Origin of the sequence: Chryseobacterium gregarium DSM 19109 (assembly GCF_000430845.1) — a bacterium.
Lineage (GTDB): Bacteria > Bacteroidota > Bacteroidia > Flavobacteriales > Weeksellaceae > Chryseobacterium > Chryseobacterium gregarium.
Map to the genome: position 1 here is coordinate 137,563 of NZ_AUMU01000008.1, position 17,334 is coordinate 154,896.

Here is a 17,334-nt window from a genome sequence, read left to right on the forward strand (position 1 = left end):
CAATCTGTAAGTTGTTATTCGAGCAAAAACTGTAGTATGGATGGCTTACTTGCTTTAGATTAAGAATGTTGGCCAACGCAGGTTATTCTTTGATAAAATGTGCTTAGTATAAGGAGTCGGCTGTGATTTTCTGCGTCTAAAACTGTGGTTCGGTTTTGAGAAAAAAATAAACAAACTTCCGATCAGAAATATTGCAGTAAAAATTCCAGTCATTGTTTTATTTTGATTGATAACTATTTTTAAGGCAATTTAATTGAATAGATGAAAGGAAAATAAAAACCTCTACAACAGGTAGAGGTTCGGGAATAGGTATATAAATAACCCAAAGGTTAGGATGCCGGGTTTACTCTTTGTTAATTTGACCTGATTTCTTATTGGATTTATTTTTTCGGTAAAAGTAAAATGCAACAGCGGCAATAATTAAAATCGGCCAGATCGCTAACAATCCCACAAACATTCTCTGAATCAAATAGAATCCTCCTACAAAAGCCGATTTCGCACTGTAAATAAAATTAAATTTATATTTATCATCAATGCTTTGTGCATTGGCAACAGCAATTTCCGCAGTACGGATTTTCGGTTCTTTGATGTAAAGATCTACTGTGCTGTATTTCATGCGATCTGCGATATTCATGCTTTCCAGTTGCTGCTGATTACCTTCTTTTATGTTATCGTTGCTCATGTTTACTTTGTCTTTATGGATGTTCATCTGAGCAATCTGATCACCGGTTTTTTTATTTCTCTGGGTTTCGAGTTCGGCATATTGTATATCTGCTGTCACATCTTCTGCATTGATGATCCTGGCGTTCAGGAAAAGTTTCTTATCATTAATCAGGGTTAGGAGCTGCCCCAGCTTATCGGTGGGAATACGCAGCTGCATGGTATTTTCCGTCTGATATTTTTTCACCAGTACCGCCTCTTTATCCGAAGTGTTATAGGTATCTTCGGAAACGACCGTACTCTTCAGGTTGCTGTGGGTAACAAATCCACCCAGATCCTGTGTCGATTTTTCAATAGAGACAGTCGCCTCATAAACATCCTTCACCTCCATGTTAATATCCGCTGTCTTTATGAATTGTTTATCTTTTACTTTCATGGTAGCAACGGAGGAAATGCTGTCTGGAGCAGTAGATATTGCTGAATCTGTGATGGCATAAGCCTGAGATTCTTTTGATGAAATCTCTCCTTTCTTACATGAATAGAGTCCAAGTAAAAGGGCTGTTGCAATTGATAATCTGTATGGGGTTTTCATATCTGGATATTTATTGGTTTCTATTTAGCCGATGGCTTCTTTTAATATTTTTTGATTCCTGATGTTTCGCTGATCCAAAGTTCAGCCGGAATTGCTTGTAATGTTTGAAAATCACAGATAAAGTTTTGTAAACAGGAATTCTGTTTTAAAGGTTTTAGAATCAATATTTTGTAAAACAAATTAAATAGGGAATACCTGTTTTTAGATTAATTTTTACTAACTTTTACCAGTCAAACACAATACATTACTATGTCAGATACTTTTTCCAAAATCAGAAATGCAGTAGAATTGTTCAGGTCAATTGATTTTGATCAGCTGGGTGAAATCTCCCAAAAAGTAAATCTCCCGAAATTGATGGAAAATTTTTCCAAACTGGATGATAAGCAGTTAAAAGATATGATGAAAATGCTGGATCCGGACCGAAGGAAGAAAGAGCTTCCGCCGATTGATGGCGATTTCTATGATATCTACCATACGTTATCACCGGAACAGCGGGAAATTCAGCTCAAAGTAAGAAATTTCATGGAAAAAGAAGTAAAGCCTCTGGTAAACCACTACTGGCTCAGAGATGAATTTCCACATGAATTAATACCGAAATTTCAGAAACTGAATATCTGCGGGGTCACCTATGAAGGGTACGGCTGTCCGGGTATGCCTTTTCTGATGGAAGGGGTTATCGCCATGGAAATGGCAAGAATTGATGCTTCCATCGCTACATTCTTCGGAGTGCAGTCAGGGTTGGCAATGGGTTCCATTTACATCTGCGGTTCGGAAGAGCAAAAACAGAAATGGCTTCCCCAGATGCAGAAGTTTGAAAAAATCGGAGCATTTGGTTTGACAGAACCTGAAGTAGGTTCCGGAGCTGCAGGAGGTTTAACAGTAACCTGTAAGAAAACGCCTGAAGGATGGATTTTAAACGGGCAGAAAAAATGGATCGGGAATGCAACATTTGCTGATCTGGTGATTATCTGGGCAAGAGATTTAGACGACGGCGAAGTGAAAGGATTTATTGTTGAAAAAGATAATCCCGGCTATTCCGTTGAGAAAATCAAAGGTAAAATGGCACTGAGAATCGTTCAGAACGGTTTGATTACCCTGAAAGATTGCCTGGTGACTGAAGACAACAGATTGCAGAATGCCAATTCATTCAAGGATACAGGGAAAATTTTGAGAATGACCAGGGCAGGAGTAGCCTGGATGGCCACCGGCTGTGCGAGAGGAGCCTATGAAAGTGCCTTGGATTATACAAGAAAAAGGGAACAGTTCGGAAAGCCGATTGCTTCTTTTCAGATGATTCAGGGGCATCTGGTAGAGATGTTATCCAATCTGACCGCTATGCAGACGATGGTTTTCAGGCTGTCTGAAATGCAGGATGAAGGCATTCTGAAAGATGAACATGCTTCCTTGGCCAAAGTATTCTGTACATTGAGAACGCGGGACATTGTTTCCAGGGCCCGGGAAGTCCTGGGAGGCAACGGCATTCTGCTGGAATACGATGTGGCAAGATTTGTGGCCGATGCCGAAGCTATCTATTCTTATGAAGGAACGAAAGAAATCAATTCACTGATTGTAGGAAGATCGATTACGGGCTTTAGCGCCTTTGTATAGTAGGTATTAAAATAATAATCACAAATTAATTTATTTTATTAATGATCATGCTCTCATTATTAAATTATTGTATAGTATAATATTTATACATAAACATGTCCAAGCGGAATGAGCCCTTGTGCATTGTAATATAAAGAGCCTTCATTATTGAAGGCTCTTATTATATAAATTTCGGGTATAATTATTTAAAAGATCATATAGTGTTCATGATCAGTCCATTTCTTTCAGGGTAATGGTTTTTGATAATTTATAGCTTTTCTTCTTTTTGCCAAACTTCTCTTCTTCACCAAGCAGTTTCCCCCAAGGCTGTAAACCTTCCACCCGTTCGAAAATTATTTTAAGGATGGCGATGGCCGGAATACATAGAAACATTCCTGCAATTCCCCACAGGTGCTCTCCGATAATAATCCCGATAAAAGAAAATAAGGCATTGATTTTTACTTTTGAGCCCACTACAAACGGCAGAATGATGTTTCCGTCAATAATATGAACCCCAATGTATCCGATGAGAACATAAATGCATGTTGACGGAGTAGATGTTGCAAAAGCGATGAAGCATGAGATTAAAAGGGCAATACAGATTCCCAGATAAGGGATGACGTTCAACAGGCCTGTTAAAACGCCCAATAGAATGGCATATTTTACACCTAAAACCGTCAGAACAATTGAAGTAAGAACCGAGACAATTAATACCTGGAGACAAAGCCCGACAATATATTTTTTAGTCATGATCCTTACTTCACTAACCACTTCCTGAACGCTTGCTTTATGTTTTTCGTTAAAAACGGTGATGATGAAATTATTTAAAACCCTTCTGTAATTCAAAATAAAAATAAAAAATAGAATAAAGAAGACGATAAAGCCCAGTCCTGTTGAGAAAAGGCCGAAAGTAAAGCCTAAAATCACGCCTGAAGAAGAAAGGAGTTTACTCAGCCCCTGATCCAGGTAAGTCAGCTGTTCATTTATTTTTACATGGAAGGTTTTTGAAACCCAGTGCTGAAGATCATTAAAAACCGAGGTGAACTGTACCCTGAGATGGGGAAAGTCTTTGCTGAAATCAGATAATTGAGATCCGAAGAAATAAATCAGGCCCGTTAAAATCATCAGCATAATAAGAACCGATGCGATGGTGGATACCGATCTCGAAAACCGAAGTCTTTTTTCCATAAAAGTAGCCGCAGGTAAAAAGAGCATGGCCATTAAAAAAGCAAGGAAAAAAGGAGCTAAAATGCTCTGTCCTAATGCTAAAAGGTAACCGATTCCTATAATTGAGATAATAACAAGCGCAAGTTTGATAAGAAAAGGGAGTCGAAGTAGATTCATAATTTCAATATTCTGTAAAAATAATCAAACCCTTCGAAAAAAGATTTATTCAATCAGCTGGATTCTTCAGGACATTAGAAAATTCTATGCCACGTTTTTAAATCACAGTTGGCGGCGGATATAAAAAAACACGTCCCAAAAAATCTGAGACGTGTCGTATTGGCAATATTATGATATGGTCAATTATTTTTCAATAGCCAGTTCAAGGACTTCATTCATCCAGCTGACATAATGAACATTAAGATCCTTCAGGTAATCTTTTTTAATTTCCTCAACATCTTTTCTGTTGGCTTCACAAAGAATAACCTCTTTGATCCCAGCTCTTGTGGCGGCCAGAAGTTTTTCCTTAATCCCGCCTACAGGAAGTACTTTCCCTCTCAATGTGATTTCACCGGTCATGGCAAGATGAGGTTTCACCTTTTTATTCTTAAATGAAGAAACCATTGAGGTCAGCATGGCAATACCGGCGGACGGTCCGTCTTTCGGTGTCGCTCCTTCAGGAACGTGGACATGGATGTTTTTCTTTTCAATATCATCCTGTGTAAGACCTAGTTCATCATGTTTCGCTTTAATATATTCTAAAGCAATGGTGGCGGACTCTTTCATTACCGTTCCCAGATTACCAGTCATCGTCAATGCGCCTTTTCCGTTACTGATGATGCTTTCAATGAATAGGATATCTCCGCCGACACTTGTCCAGGCAAGTCCTGTTACCACTCCCGGAACATCTGTAAGTTCAGACAGGCTTTTCGGTCTTGGGACACCAAGGATTTCATCAATTTTTCCGATTGATATCTTTGGGTCATATTCTTTCACCAAGGCTGTCTGTAAGGCAACCCACCGGGCCACTGCAGCAATTCTCTTCTCTAATGTTCTTACTCCGCTTTCTGAAGTATGCGCTTCTATAATATGTTTTAATTCGGCATTTCCAAGCTTAAATGATTTCGCATCCAGACCGTTTTCTTCCTGCTGCTTTTTTATAAGATGCCTTTTCGCAATCTCGCTTTTCTCCTCAAGGGTATATCCTGAAATCTGGATAATCTCCATCCTGTCCAGTAACGGAGTCTGGATGGTTGATAATGAATTCGCGGTTGCGATAAACATCACTTTAGACAGGTCATAGCCCATTTCCAGGAAATTATCGTAAAACGATTTGTTCTGTTCAGGATCAAGCACTTCCAAAAGAGCAGAGCTCGGATCTCCGTGCATTCCTTTTCCTACTTTATCGATTTCGTCCAGAACAATGACAGGATTGGATGTTCCTGATTTCTTAATGGTCTGAAGGATCCTTCCCGCCATGGCGCCGATGTAGGTTTTTCTATGGCCGCGTATTTCACTTTCGTCATGAAGGCCGCCTAAAGAAACCCGGACGTATTTTCTTCCAAGGGCATCGGCAATGGATTTTCCCAATGAGGTTTTTCCTACCCCCGGAGGACCTACCAGTAATAGAATTGGGGATTTCATGTTGTTTTTAAGTTTCAGAACCGCCATGTGTTCCAGAATCCTTTTCTTGATGTCTTCTAATCCAAAATGAGCCTTATCCAGGATCTTCTGTGCTTTTTCAATATCAAAAGTATCTTTGGTAAAGGTGTCCCAGGGTAAATCGGTGAAGAAATCAAGATAGTTCCTCTGGACATTATAATCCGGAGAATTAGGGTTCTGGCGCTGTAATCTGTTGATTTCCTTTTGGAAATGTTCCTCTACTTCCTCGTTCCACTTTTTCTTTCTTGCCTTGACAATCAGTTCTTCTACATCGTTTTCTGGCCCGCCGCCCAATTCTTCCTGAATGGTCCTGATCTGCTGGTTCAGAAAATATTCTCTCTGCTGCTTGTCAAGATCCTTGGAGGTTTTCTGATGAATCTGATTTCTCAGCTCAAGCTTTCTGAAATCTTCATGCATCATTTCATAACACTTGTTGGCCCTTTCCATTAAATTTTTCTCTTCCAGCAGTTTTTGCTTTTCAGAGGAGGGGAAATTGGCATTCGTACAGATGAAATTCAGCAGATCGTCATTATTATTGATATTTTTTATCGCAAAATTGGCTGCATTCGGAATGTTGGGATCAAGCTCAATGATTTTTAAAGCCAGATCTTTTACATTTTCCAGCAAAGCTTCATATTCTTCTTGGTTTTTTGGCTTTCCATCTTTTAATTTTGAAATTTCAGCTTTAAAATACGGTTGCGTTTCAATAATTTTTTTAACCTTAAACCGGTGGAACCCTTTTGTAATGGCTGTAATATTGCCTTCGGGAAGCTTGATGATTTTTATGATTTTTGCCAGGGTGCCGATTTGATACATGTCTTTTTCCGCCGGCTGCTCAAGGTCTGAGCTCTTCTGGCTGATAATTCCTATTAAATCGCCGTTTTTCTGAGCTTCTTCCAAAAGCTGGATGGATGTTTTTCTTCCTGCGGTAATAGGCATGACCACATTGGGGAACATCACCATATTTCTTACGGGAAGAATCGGAAATATTTTTTGTCCGGAGTTCTTCTCTGTTTCAGAAAGGTCAGAAAGACTGATCTCTTCCGCTACAATATCAAATCCGTCGCTTATCATCTCTTCTAAACTTATATCTTCAAATTCTGTCATAGTTAATCGAATGACAAATTGTCATTATCGTTTTAATTCGTTAACGTGAAATTTCATAATATGTTTTACAATAAGGAAGACATATCATGGGGGCTAAAGTTGCACAAGACTTATGCCATTTGCTTTTCTGCAAAAAATATGGTCAAAATTTCCTTTTTTTTAAATTTTAAATTTTAAAAAATTAAAAAAAGGACTTCGATTTCCGTAATTTCTTAAAAATGTGTATTTTCGCACACTGATAAAAAACTATAATTTATATAATGGCAATTTTAGGACAAATTAGGAGTAGGCCCTGGCTTTTGATGGGAGTAATTGCACTGGCGCTTTTGGCGTTCCTTGTAAACCCCGAAAGTATCGATAAGGTTTTTGGTAAGAATCCTGATGTTTTAGGAAAAGTAAATGGTGAGAAAATTACCCGTGAGGAGTTTAATGACCAGCTTTTCGTATTACAGCAACAGGCAGATCAGCAGGGTCAGCCGAAAACAGGTCTTGAAGAACAGGCCTGGCAGTTACTGGTGCAGTCAAAACTGATCAAGCAGCAATTTGAAAAAATGGGCTTTGAAATGACGGAAGATTATTTCTGGAATCAAATTCAGTATGATCAGATGTTTGCCCAGCAGAAACAGTTTTTCGATGAGAAAGGTAATTTCAAAACCCAGGAGCTTAAAAAACAGATAGAGGAGATGAAGGCCGCTTCACCGGAAGGTTATAACCAATGGTTGAAGACCCGGAAATCCGTTGAATACAGATTGATGGCAAGACAGGTGTTTGCTAACATTTCTACAGGGATCACTACCGGTAAAAAAGAAGCTGAAGAATTAATGAAGCAGAGGGATCAGCTAGCGGATATCGACTTTGTTAAAATCGATTATGCAGCTTACCTTCAGAAAAACAACATTAAAGTAACCACTGAAGATCTGGCAAATTATATCAAGGAGCATCCTCTTATGTTCAAAGCGGAAGCGAGCAGGAATTTAGGGGTTGTTTACTTCCCTTCTCAGCCAAGTGCGGCAGATGACGCAGCGGCTCAGAAAGAAATCAATAAGCTGTTTTCAGGGGGAACGGATGCCAGCGGAGGTGCGGAAAACTTCCAGAATACCAAAAACGACTCGATGTTTGTGATGGCCAATTCTGATATGCCTTACAATCCTCAGTATATGAAGCCGAACCAGTTGCCTCAGACTATTCAGGCGCAGATCCCTATGGCGGCTATCGGACAGGTTTTCGGCCCCTACAAAGAACAAAACTTCTATGTGGTTTCTAAACTTTTAGATAAAAAGACTTCAGACTCCACTTTATCAAGACATATTCTGATTGCTTTTAAAGGAAGCCCTGCAGGGGAAGGGGTTACAAGATCTAAAGAAGCCGCTAAAAAACTTGCGGACTCCATCGGAGCTATTGTAAAAACCAATCCTGGTAAATTTACGGAATTCCTTAAGCTGTCAAATGACCCGAGTTCTGCTGCGCAGGGCGGAAGCTTAGGGTGGACAACTCCGGAAACGCCATTCGTTCCTGAATTTTTAACATATCTGGCAAATAATCCTAAAGGAGCAACAGGGGTAGTAGAAACTCAGTTTGGTTACCATATCATCAATATTGAAGATAAAAAACCAGGAGCTATGAGCTATAAAGTAGCCAATCTGGTAAAAGCGGTGAAGCCATCTGATGCCACGGAGGCCGAAACGGATAAAAAAGCAAGACGGTTTATCCAGCAGGTTCAGGGAAAATCGTTTAATGATTTTGTGAATATTGCCAAAAAAGGAAATTATCAGTTCTCTAATCCTAAACAGGCGAAGAGATTCGACGGTCAGCTTCAGGGACTGGGAACAGAGAAAGACGGTGAAATCCTAGCATGGGCTTTTGATAAGAAAAGAGAGAAAGGAGATACTGAATTCTTTACCGTAGAAGGAACGGGAGATAAGGTTGTGGTTTATTTAAACGGCAAACAGGAGAAAGGAAGTGCAGATCCTGAATCGGTAAGAGATCAGATTGAGATTGTGGTTAAAAATAAACTTGCAGCAAAACAGATCACTGAGAAAATTGGTAAAGCGGGTGGTCTGGATCAGATTGCCAAGCAATTCGGAACGACAAAACAGTCAGCACAGGTTAATCTGTTAAATCCGTCAGTAGCGGGTTCCATGGAACCAAAAGTTGCAGGGGCTGCATTCGGAGTTCAGAAAGGTAAGCTTTCTAATCCTGTTGAAGGCGGAACTGGTGTGTATGTTTTAGTCAAAAAGAATGAGACAATTAACAAGCAGCCTGGAGATGTTAAACAGTTTACAGAATCTGTTACGCAGAGAAACGGAGGGATGTTCGGACAGGCCTGGTTAAAGAGCTTACAGGACAATGCTGATATTGATGACTACAGAATTGAGATCTGGAACAAACTGGGTACTCAGCAACAATAAAAGATTATTTTTCATAAAGATAAAAAGCGGCAAAGTTTTTGCCGCTTTTTTTGTGTTTAACGCAGAGCATTAGAAAAAAACATTAATTTAAATGTAGTATATTTGCTCATTAGAAAAATTTAGCAAGTGAAGTTCAGTAAAGAATTAAAAGCTGGTGTCATCGCACTTTTAGCCATTGTAGGCTTCGTAGTGCTGTTTCAGTTTATGAAAGGCAGAAGCCTTTTTACTACCGATAATATATTTTACGCACAATACGAAAATGTCGAAGGTCTGGCGCAGTCTTCTCCTGTTTCCATTAACGGATTAAAGGTCGGGCAGGTTGACAAGATCATTCCCCATACCTCCAAAGACGGCAAAATCGATTTTCTTGTGAAAATAACAGTGGACGATAATTTTGAGTTTTCAAAAAATTCAACACTGGAGATTTTTGAACCGGGATTAATGTCCGGGAAAGAGATGAGGATCAATTTGATGTACGGAGGGACGACTGCAAAAAATGGTGATACTTTAAAAGGAGCTTTTAAATTAGGAACTTTAGGCAGCCTTTCTTCACAGGTAGGCCCTGTGAAAGATCAGCTGCAAACGGTGTTGTACCGCGTTGATTCTTTAATGTCAAGTGCCAACCAGGTGGTGAATGCACAGAACAGGGAGGAGATAAGGTTATTATTAAGCAACCTTAACAAGACGGTATCTGCATTACAGACTACTGCAGGAAATGTCAATTCACTTGTAGGCCATAATGATCCTAAGCTTCAAAAAGTTTTGGATGATGCCAGCCTTACCATGCAGAGCGGTAAAGTTACACTGGATAAATATGGGAATTTAGCGGAAAGCATTGATACTAAAAAGCTGAATGCTACCATTGCAAATCTTGATGCCACCGTCAGTAAGCTTAATACTGTGGTAGATGGAGTTAATAGCGGACAGGGAAGTTTAGGTAAAATAATGAAAGATGAAGAATTGTACAACAATCTGAATTCTGCTTCTACCAACCTGAATTCATTACTTGAAGACGTGAAAGCGAATCCGAAGAAATATGTTAACTTCTCAGTATTTGGAAAGAACAGTAAAGATTAATCCCTAGACCATGCAGTATATCGATACTATTATTTTTTTGATTTTATCAATTGCAGGTTTTGGGCTGTTTGCAAAAAGTCTGCAGAAGATCTACAGAAACATCAGATTAGGAAGGGAAATCAACCGGACTGATAAAAAGGCAGAGCGCTGGGAAACCATGGCCCGGGTGGCTATGGGGCAGAGTAAAATGGTTAAACGTCCTATTGCCGGTATCCTGCACCTTTTCGTATATGTTGGTTTTATCATCATCAATATAGAACTTATTGAAATTATGGTAGACGGAATCTTTGGAACCCACAGATTCCTGTTTTCTATATTCGGAAGCGGTTTTTACAGTTTCTTTACAGCTACTTTAGAGGTTCTGGCATTGCTGGTAATCATCGGAGTAGTGATGTTTTTTATCCGGAGAAATTTTTACGGAGTCAAAAGATTGACTATGAAAGAACTTTTCGGATGGCCGAAACAGGATGCCAACTGGATTTTAATTATAGAGTTTGCCTTAATGATGGCCTTCTTTACGATGAATGCTTCAGATTCTGTTTTGCAGATGAGAGGGGCAGAAGGTTTTCATCAGGCAGGATCTTTTCCCATCAGTCAGATGATCTTTGTTCCGTTTTTGGAAATTTTCAGTTTTGATAACGGATTTTTAATATTCACTGAACGGGCTGCATGGTGGTTTCACTTTGTGGGAATTCTGTTCTTTATGAATTATCTGTATTATTCCAAACATTTACATATTATCCTAGCCTTCCCAAGCACATGGTTTGCAAACCTTGAGAGAAAAGGGAAATTCAACAATTTAGAATCGGTTACCAAAGAAATTAAACTGATGATGGATCCGAATGCTGATCCATACGCAGTTCCTGCCGAAGGGGATGCCGAAGCACCTTCAAAATTTGGGGCGGAAGATGTATTTGATCTTAACCAAGTTCAGTTGCTGAATGCTTATTCATGCACGGAGTGCGGTCGCTGTACCGCTGTTTGTCCGGCCAATATTACAGGGAAAAAACTTTCTCCGAGATTAATTCTGATGAAAACCAGAGACCGTCTTGAAGAAGTTGGAAGAAATATCGATAAGAATGGTAAATTTGAAGATGACGGCAAGAAGCTTCTGAACGATTACATCACAAAAGAAGAGCTTTGGGCGTGTACCACCTGTAATGCCTGTACAGAAGCCTGTCCGGTATTGTTAGATCCGCTTTCTATTATTTTCGATATGAGAAGATTCCTCGTGATGGAACAGTCTGCCGCGCCTCAGGAATTAAACCTGATGATGACCAATGTGGAAAATAATGCGGCTCCGTGGCAGTATAACCAGGCAGACCGTCTGAAATGGGCGAACGATTAATAGATTTACCAACCTATCAATGTAGCTGTTTACCAATTGTTATATTGGTATTGATATATTGTTAAATTAAATATAATGGATTTCAATATAAAAACAATGGCAGAATACGCTGCCGAAGGAAAAGCACCGGAAGTCTTGTTTTGGGTGGGCTGTGCCGGAAGCTTTGATGACCGTGCTAAAAAAATTACGAAAGCTTTCTGCAAAATACTTAATAAAATAGGGGTCGAATTTGCTGTTTTAGGACAGGAAGAAAGCTGTACGGGAGATCCTGCCAAACGTGCCGGAAATGAATTCGTTTTTCAGATGATGGCCTTGACGAATATTGAAGTGCTGAATGCTTACGACGTTAAAAAGATCGTTACAGCCTGTCCGCACTGTTTCAATACCCTGAAAAACGAATATCCAAGCCTCGGAGGAAATTACGAAGTGCTCCACCATACCCAGTTTCTGAAGAATTTAATGGAAGAAGGCCGCCTGAAGATTGAAGGAGGTGCATTTAAAGGCAAAAAGATCACTTTTCATGATCCCTGCTATCTCGGAAGGGCAAACAATGAATATGAAGCCCCGAGGATGCTGCTTGAAAAGCTTGATGCCGAACTGGTGGAAATGAAACGTTGTAAAACGAACGGCCTCTGCTGTGGTGCCGGTGGTGCACAGATGTTTAAAGAACCTGAAAAAGGGAATAAAGATGTGAATATCGAAAGAACAGAGGAAGCCCTGTCTTTTGAGCCTAAAGTTATTGCTACAGGCTGTCCGTTCTGTAATACCATGTTAACAGACGGGGTAAAGCATTTTAATAAAAATACCGAGGTTGCTGTAAAAGATATCGTAGAGCTTTTAGCGGAAGCTGAAGATTTATAGTTTATAGTCCAATAATAAAGCTTTAACTTACTCATACCCCATGAAAACAAAGTGGAGGCTTTCCTTTTTTACTGTACTTATCATTATAACTGCCCTTAGCTTCTGGAATTATAAAAACAGGATTTTCGACTGGGATATGCCGGGATATATAGGGTGTTTATATACCTTAAAGTATCCTGATGATCCTGACAAAGTCCGTACCCTTACCTATACTGATATCCGGGCAGAAGCTCCGGAACCGGAATATAGAGACATTCTCGGAATTCTTAAGCCTGCTGATAAAGCCCGCCAGGCTTTTGCCGATAATACCAGAGCATTCAGTGAGCAATTGCCTTATTACCAGATTAAAGTAGGATACAATCTTGCCATTTCAGCCTTATACGGATTAGGTTTTACCTCTCCCAGATCTGTCTTGGTATTGAGCGTTATTTCTTATTTTATTTCAGGTTTGCTGTTCTTTTATCTGTTGAAAATTACTTTTCCTGAAAACTATTTTCTGGCAGGCATAATAACGGTCGGGGTTATGATTTTGCCTCCAATAACCAACATGTCAAGAATATCAACACCTGATATGTTTATCTTTCAGTTTTTACTGGCCTTTATGATCGGTCTGCTTCAGAAATGGAATCAATGGATGGTCTTCCTGATTTTATGTGGTATAATTTTTACAAGGCCTGATTATCTTCCGTTTACCTTAAGTTATTTGGCGGTTAAAGGCTTATATGAATATTACCATACAAAGAAACTGAATTTCAGTTTAGTAATCCAGGGTTTTATCCTTTTGGTGCTCTATAGCATCATTATTAAAGTTTGTCATTATCCGGGCTGGAAGCATCTTTTTTATGATACCTTTATTTACAGGCGCGATTTTATCTCTGGACAACCTCCGGATTTCGGTATAAAAGAATATTTTGAAATTCTTTTCATCAAAATTATCTATTTTAAAAAAGTGACACTGTCATCAGCTATACTGGTAGGATTAACACTCTGGTGTTCAAAAGATCCGTGGATAAGGATTTGTTCATTGCTGATCTTTGCCAATATTTATATTAAATTCGTGTTTTTTCCGCATTCATCAAACCTTAGATTCTTCTTCGGGTTTATCATGATGCTTTTTATTGTATTCCTTTGGGCAGCAGGCAAAAAATACAATGGTTTCAGTCTCAGGAAAATTCCGTAATTTTATCCTTTAAATTGATCAGAATGAAGATTGAAGAATCAAATATTGTAGAGACCAACGATTATAGAGTAATTATGTATCCGGCATCCAGGCCCCTGGAAACGAAAGAAGCAAAAGTAATCACCGAAAAGCTTTTTGACTTCCTGGCAGGCTGGGCGGCTCACGGTAAACCGCTTTCATCATCTTTCAAGATTGAGAGAAATCAGTTCATCATTATCTGCGTGGATGAGGAGAAAGAGATGGCTTCCGGATGCAGTATTGACGCATTGGGTAAAGTGATGAGAGAAATTGATGAAGAATATCGTCTTGGCTTATTCGACAGGATGAAAGCATCCTTTATTGAAAACGGAGAGGTGAAAACACTAAAGCTTGTTGATTTTAAAAATAAAGTGAGAAGCGGAGAGATTTCTAAAGATATTCAGGTATTCGATTTTTCAAAAAATACTTATCTGGAATTCATAGGTAATTTTCTTTTGCCGTTTGACAGGAGCTGGGCTACTTCTATCAAGTAATCAATAAGATATGAATAAAATAAAAAGTGGAGCATTCCGCTTTTTTTTGCTTTAAGTATATTTGCATAGTTTTGATCCTGAAATGCCTAAAATTCTATTTTTAACCACCGCCCACCGATATGATGATGACCGGATTTTCTATCATCAGGCAAAAACGTTGAGAAATCAAGGATATCAGATCAAAATATGCAGCCTTTCATCAGAATTTCAGGGTATTGTAGACGGAATTGAGGTTGAATCCTATTCTGTTTTAGATAAAAATACAGAAGAGAAAAAATCAGTTTTTCAAAAAATAATAAATGATTTTAAGCCTGACTGTATTATCTGTTCCGAGCCGCTGGCTATTATTTCTACACAGAAAATCCGGAAAGACAGAAAAGTAAGCGTGATTTATGACATAACAGAATGGTATCCTTCCATGAGGATGGTAGAACCTTTTAAATTTCCCTTCAACGGGATACAGGCAGTTAAGTTTTTTTTGATTCAGCTGTATGCAGGGTTACTAAGCACTCATTATATCTTTGGTGAGGACACGAAAAAATTTCCGCTGGCTTACTTTTTCCCGTTTAAAAAGTCGATGGTTCTGCCATATTATCCGGATGATATTTATATCCATCGAAATCATAAGAAACCGGAAGAAAATAAAATCACCCTATGTTATATAGGCCAGTTTTCTGAAGAGAAAGGGATCGGTAATTTTTTTGCCGCTGTTAACAGGATAAGGGAAAAAAGACCTGAGCTTGCCATTTCCGTTCTTTTAATCGGGGATGCCAGAAAAGAGAAAGACAGGGTATATTTTGATGCATTGGTGTCAGAATATCAGTTTGAAAACATGACCATCGGAAAATCGGCTTCTTTTGAAACTTTTACGCAGGCCTATGCCGATGCAGATATCTGTTTTGATTTAAGAGCTTTGAATTATGAAAATCATCACTGTCTCCCGATTAAAATATTTTACTACGCTGCTTCTGGAAAACCTGTTATTTATACCGATCTGAAAGCTACCAGACAGCATGTGGATGTTTCAAAATTCGGATACCTTGTTGACCCTGAGGATGCTGAAGCCATCGCGGATCTGGTTCTAAATTATGTGGATAACCCTGATTTATATAAAGTTCATGCTCAGAACGCCAGAACGGAATATGAGGAAAAATATAACTGGAATGGTATTAAGCAATCATTTATAAACTTCGTCAGAAATTCAATATCTCCGAGATGAAGCAAAAAACGATTTTGAAAACGCTTTTTTCCCGGTTTTTGATTTTAATATTAAATTTCGGACTGGTTATTTACTCTACCAATAGGTGGGGAAGTGAGGGGAAAGGCGTCATTTCAATAGTTATTGCAGACCTTACCATCATCAGTTTCTTCGCCAATATTTTTGTGGGAAGCAGCATGAGTTATTTTGCTTCTAAATACAGAACTGAAGAAATCCTGCCTTTCGCGTATCTGTGGTCTGTTGCAGTAGGGATTTCAGTACCCTTGATTTTCAGCTTCAATCATGCTTTAGAATATTCCGGGTACCTGATGGTGCTTTCGGTTTTATCTTCGCTTCTCGCTGCAAATATCAATTTATTTGTAGGGCAGCAGAATATGAAAATGTTTAATCTGTACACGGTTTTACAGCAGATTATACATATTGTATTTATTGTGTTTATCGTTTATGTTATTAAGATAACTTCTGTAGATGCATACTTCTTGGCTCAGATCAGCTGCTTCGGGATTTTATTTCTTATGAGCACTTTTCAGGTACTTAAGCATTGTAATGTAAAACAAATTTCATTTTCTAAAAAAACGGCAGGCAGATTATTTGATTACGGCTGGAAAACCCAGCTGAGTGCCTTTTTACAGTTTTTGAATAACAGGCTGTCATTTTATTTTCTGGAGTATTTTAAGGGAATGATCAGTGTCGGTATTTTTTCTGTTGGTATCGCATTTTCTGAAGCGATCTGGGCCGTAAGCCGAAGCCTTTCCATTGTGCTTTATGCCGATGTCCTCAATAATAAGAATTCCAATGAAGCGATTGAAAAAACAAAAGTTTCATTAAGAGTCAGTTTTTTAATTACCTTACTGTTTATCATTTTGATGCTGATGATTCCCGCCAGGCTGTATGCTATCGTTTTCGGAAAAGATTTCAGTCAGACCAAAGAGATCGTGTTATTTCTTTCTCCCGGAATTTTAGCGATTGCGGTGAGTAATATTATCGGCTATTATTTTGCCGGAATCAATAAACTTAGGATTTTAAATGTTAAAGCTTTGATCGGGCTTGTATTCACGGTTATTTCTTCATTTTTTATTATTCCGAGATGGGGAATCCGCGGAGCGTGCATCATTACCTCAATATCGTATTGCCTTTCATCTGCATTGTTATTCTGGAGGTTTTATCAGATTACGGAATTTCACATTCATGATTTCATCCTTTCCAGAACTGAAATGAATCTTTTATTAAGAAAGCTTTTGAGAAGATAATTTAAATTTAATGCCGGACATCCGGTAAATCCAGTCAAAGTTTTAAACTTTGATAAGGTGGAAGCCTGTGCCGGACAAGTTCTCAAAGCAAATAATTCTAAAGCTCATGTAAATCAGCAATAAAATTAAAATAAGTTTTTATCTTTGTTGGAAATGAGAAATATTATTTTTGGATTCCTTGTAATTTTTTGTGCCTTTCTGGGTTGCAAGACGGATGACGATGATGTACAGAGAATTGATCAGATTTTGAATATTTATATGAAAAACGGTGCAGGGCGTGATCTGCTCCATAATAAGAAGGATTCCACTTATTTCACCTATTCCATGAATGATGTCAACGGGATAAAAGATCTTGCTCCGATTAACAGCTCACTGAAGGCGACGGCAGATTCTACGCTTTTTATAGAATACATTGCAGGAGCCAGAAGGATAGGGGTGGACAGCCTCAATCCTGATAATAAAATCTATCATTCAGTCATTACAGTTTCACTTATCAAGAGGTTAAACAACACCATTCTGGATACCATCAATGACAGACTGGAAATTCAGTACCGCATGACCCCAACCGTTTTTGAAGTCTCGAGAGTTTATTACAATGATACGCTTAGATTTACCAAACAAGACGGAGCACCCAATGTAGTGACGATCGTAAAATAATTTTATACATTTGTAAAACTGTTGGCATTTCAATGCACAATATTCTAATC

13 protein-coding genes are annotated in these 17,334 nt (G+C 38.7%); 10 read left to right on the forward strand and 3 right to left on the reverse strand.

The window, feature by feature from the left end; translation table 11 throughout:
* Nucleotides 1–343: 343 nt before the first annotated feature.
* Complete coding sequence (locus H561_RS0110400) at nucleotides 344–1,252, reverse strand: DUF4349 domain-containing protein (RefSeq protein ID WP_027386940.1); 909 nt, start codon at nucleotides 1,250–1,252, stop codon at nucleotides 344–346.
* Between the two features lie 249 nt (nucleotides 1,253–1,501).
* Here H561_RS0110400 and H561_RS0110405 point away from each other — a divergent pair, with 249 nt between their 5' ends.
* The gene (locus tag H561_RS0110405; RefSeq protein WP_027386941.1) at nucleotides 1,502–2,860 is read left to right on the forward strand and encodes an acyl-CoA dehydrogenase family protein; all 1,359 of its coding nucleotides are present in this window, start codon (nucleotides 1,502–1,504) and stop codon (nucleotides 2,858–2,860) included.
* Nucleotides 2,861–3,070: 210 nt separating this feature from the next.
* On the opposite strand, the gene H561_RS0110410 is transcribed toward H561_RS0110405, so the two are convergent.
* Together H561_RS0110410 and lon are read right to left on the reverse strand one after the other, a co-directional pair.
* Complete coding sequence (locus tag H561_RS0110410) at nucleotides 3,071–4,183, reverse strand: AI-2E family transporter (protein WP_027386942.1); 1,113 nt, start codon at nucleotides 4,181–4,183, stop codon at nucleotides 3,071–3,073.
* A gap of 183 nt (nucleotides 4,184–4,366) precedes the next feature.
* The gene (lon, locus tag H561_RS0110415; RefSeq protein WP_027386943.1) at nucleotides 4,367–6,772 is read right to left on the reverse strand and encodes an endopeptidase La; all 2,406 of its coding nucleotides are present in this window, start codon (nucleotides 6,770–6,772) and stop codon (nucleotides 4,367–4,369) included.
* A 260-nt stretch (nucleotides 6,773–7,032) separates the two neighbouring features.
* Here lon and H561_RS0110420 point away from each other — a divergent pair, with 260 nt between their 5' ends.
* The 9 genes from H561_RS0110420 to H561_RS0110460 all read left to right on the forward strand — a co-directional run bounded on the left by H561_RS0110420 (nucleotide 7,033) and on the right by H561_RS0110460 (nucleotide 17,284).
* The gene (locus H561_RS0110420) at nucleotides 7,033–9,180 is read left to right on the forward strand and encodes a peptidylprolyl isomerase (RefSeq protein WP_027386944.1); all 2,148 of its coding nucleotides are present in this window, start codon (nucleotides 7,033–7,035) and stop codon (nucleotides 9,178–9,180) included.
* A gap of 126 nt (nucleotides 9,181–9,306) precedes the next feature.
* Nucleotides 9,307–10,257: an MlaD family protein gene (locus tag H561_RS0110425; protein WP_027386945.1), complete on the forward strand. Its 951-nt coding sequence runs from the start codon at nucleotides 9,307–9,309 to the stop codon at nucleotides 10,255–10,257.
* 10 nt (nucleotides 10,258–10,267) lie between these two features.
* On the forward strand, nucleotides 10,268–11,605 hold the full coding sequence (locus H561_RS0110430) for a (Fe-S)-binding protein (RefSeq protein ID WP_027386946.1): 1,338 nt from the start codon (nucleotides 10,268–10,270) through the stop codon (nucleotides 11,603–11,605).
* Between the two features lie 75 nt (nucleotides 11,606–11,680).
* The gene (locus H561_RS0110435; protein ID WP_027386947.1) at nucleotides 11,681–12,466 is read left to right on the forward strand and encodes a (Fe-S)-binding protein; all 786 of its coding nucleotides are present in this window, start codon (nucleotides 11,681–11,683) and stop codon (nucleotides 12,464–12,466) included.
* A 40-nt stretch (nucleotides 12,467–12,506) separates the two neighbouring features.
* The gene (locus H561_RS0110440; RefSeq protein WP_027386948.1) at nucleotides 12,507–13,646 is read left to right on the forward strand and encodes a hypothetical protein; all 1,140 of its coding nucleotides are present in this window, start codon (nucleotides 12,507–12,509) and stop codon (nucleotides 13,644–13,646) included.
* A 23-nt stretch (nucleotides 13,647–13,669) separates the two neighbouring features.
* Nucleotides 13,670–14,158: a hypothetical protein gene (locus H561_RS0110445; protein WP_027386949.1), complete on the forward strand. Its 489-nt coding sequence runs from the start codon at nucleotides 13,670–13,672 to the stop codon at nucleotides 14,156–14,158.
* An 82-nt stretch (nucleotides 14,159–14,240) separates the two neighbouring features.
* Nucleotides 14,241–15,377: a glycosyltransferase gene (locus H561_RS0110450; RefSeq protein ID WP_027386950.1), complete on the forward strand. Its 1,137-nt coding sequence runs from the start codon at nucleotides 14,241–14,243 to the stop codon at nucleotides 15,375–15,377.
* Nucleotides 15,374–16,627 (forward strand): MATE family efflux transporter, encoded by a 1,254-nt coding sequence (locus tag H561_RS0110455; protein ID WP_228372254.1) that lies wholly within the window; start codon nucleotides 15,374–15,376, stop codon nucleotides 16,625–16,627. Before H561_RS0110450 ends, H561_RS0110455 begins: the two co-directional genes overlap by 4 nt.
* Before the next feature lie 153 nt (nucleotides 16,628–16,780).
* Entirely contained in the window at nucleotides 16,781–17,284 is a 504-nt protein-coding gene (locus H561_RS0110460; RefSeq protein WP_027386952.1) for a hypothetical protein, read from the forward strand.
* Nucleotides 17,285–17,334: the final 50 nt, after the last annotated feature.

Bases quoted from the DNA above. Each gene is read 5' to 3' on its own strand.
- H561_RS0110400 (WP_027386940.1), bottom strand. From the start codon at position 1,252: ATGAAAACCCCATACAGATTATCAATTGCAACAGCCCTTTTACTTGGA.
- H561_RS0110405 (WP_027386941.1), top strand. From the start codon at position 1,502: ATGTCAGATACTTTTTCCAAAATCAGAAATGCAGTAGAATTGTTCAGG.
- H561_RS0110410 (WP_027386942.1), bottom strand. From the start codon at position 4,183: ATGAATCTACTTCGACTCCCTTTTCTTATCAAACTTGCGCTTGTTATT.
- lon (WP_027386943.1), bottom strand. From the start codon at position 6,772: ATGACAGAATTTGAAGATATAAGTTTAGAAGAGATGATAAGCGACGGA.
- H561_RS0110420 (WP_027386944.1), top strand. From the start codon at position 7,033: ATGGCAATTTTAGGACAAATTAGGAGTAGGCCCTGGCTTTTGATGGGA.
- H561_RS0110430 (WP_027386946.1), top strand. From the start codon at position 10,268: ATGCAGTATATCGATACTATTATTTTTTTGATTTTATCAATTGCAGGT.
- H561_RS0110435 (WP_027386947.1), top strand. From the start codon at position 11,681: ATGGATTTCAATATAAAAACAATGGCAGAATACGCTGCCGAAGGAAAA.
- H561_RS0110440 (WP_027386948.1), top strand. From the start codon at position 12,507: ATGAAAACAAAGTGGAGGCTTTCCTTTTTTACTGTACTTATCATTATA.
- H561_RS0110445 (WP_027386949.1), top strand. From the start codon at position 13,670: ATGAAGATTGAAGAATCAAATATTGTAGAGACCAACGATTATAGAGTA.
- H561_RS0110450 (WP_027386950.1), top strand. From the start codon at position 14,241: ATGCCTAAAATTCTATTTTTAACCACCGCCCACCGATATGATGATGAC.
- H561_RS0110455 (WP_228372254.1), top strand. From the start codon at position 15,374: ATGAAGCAAAAAACGATTTTGAAAACGCTTTTTTCCCGGTTTTTGATT.
- H561_RS0110460 (WP_027386952.1), top strand. From the start codon at position 16,781: ATGAGAAATATTATTTTTGGATTCCTTGTAATTTTTTGTGCCTTTCTG.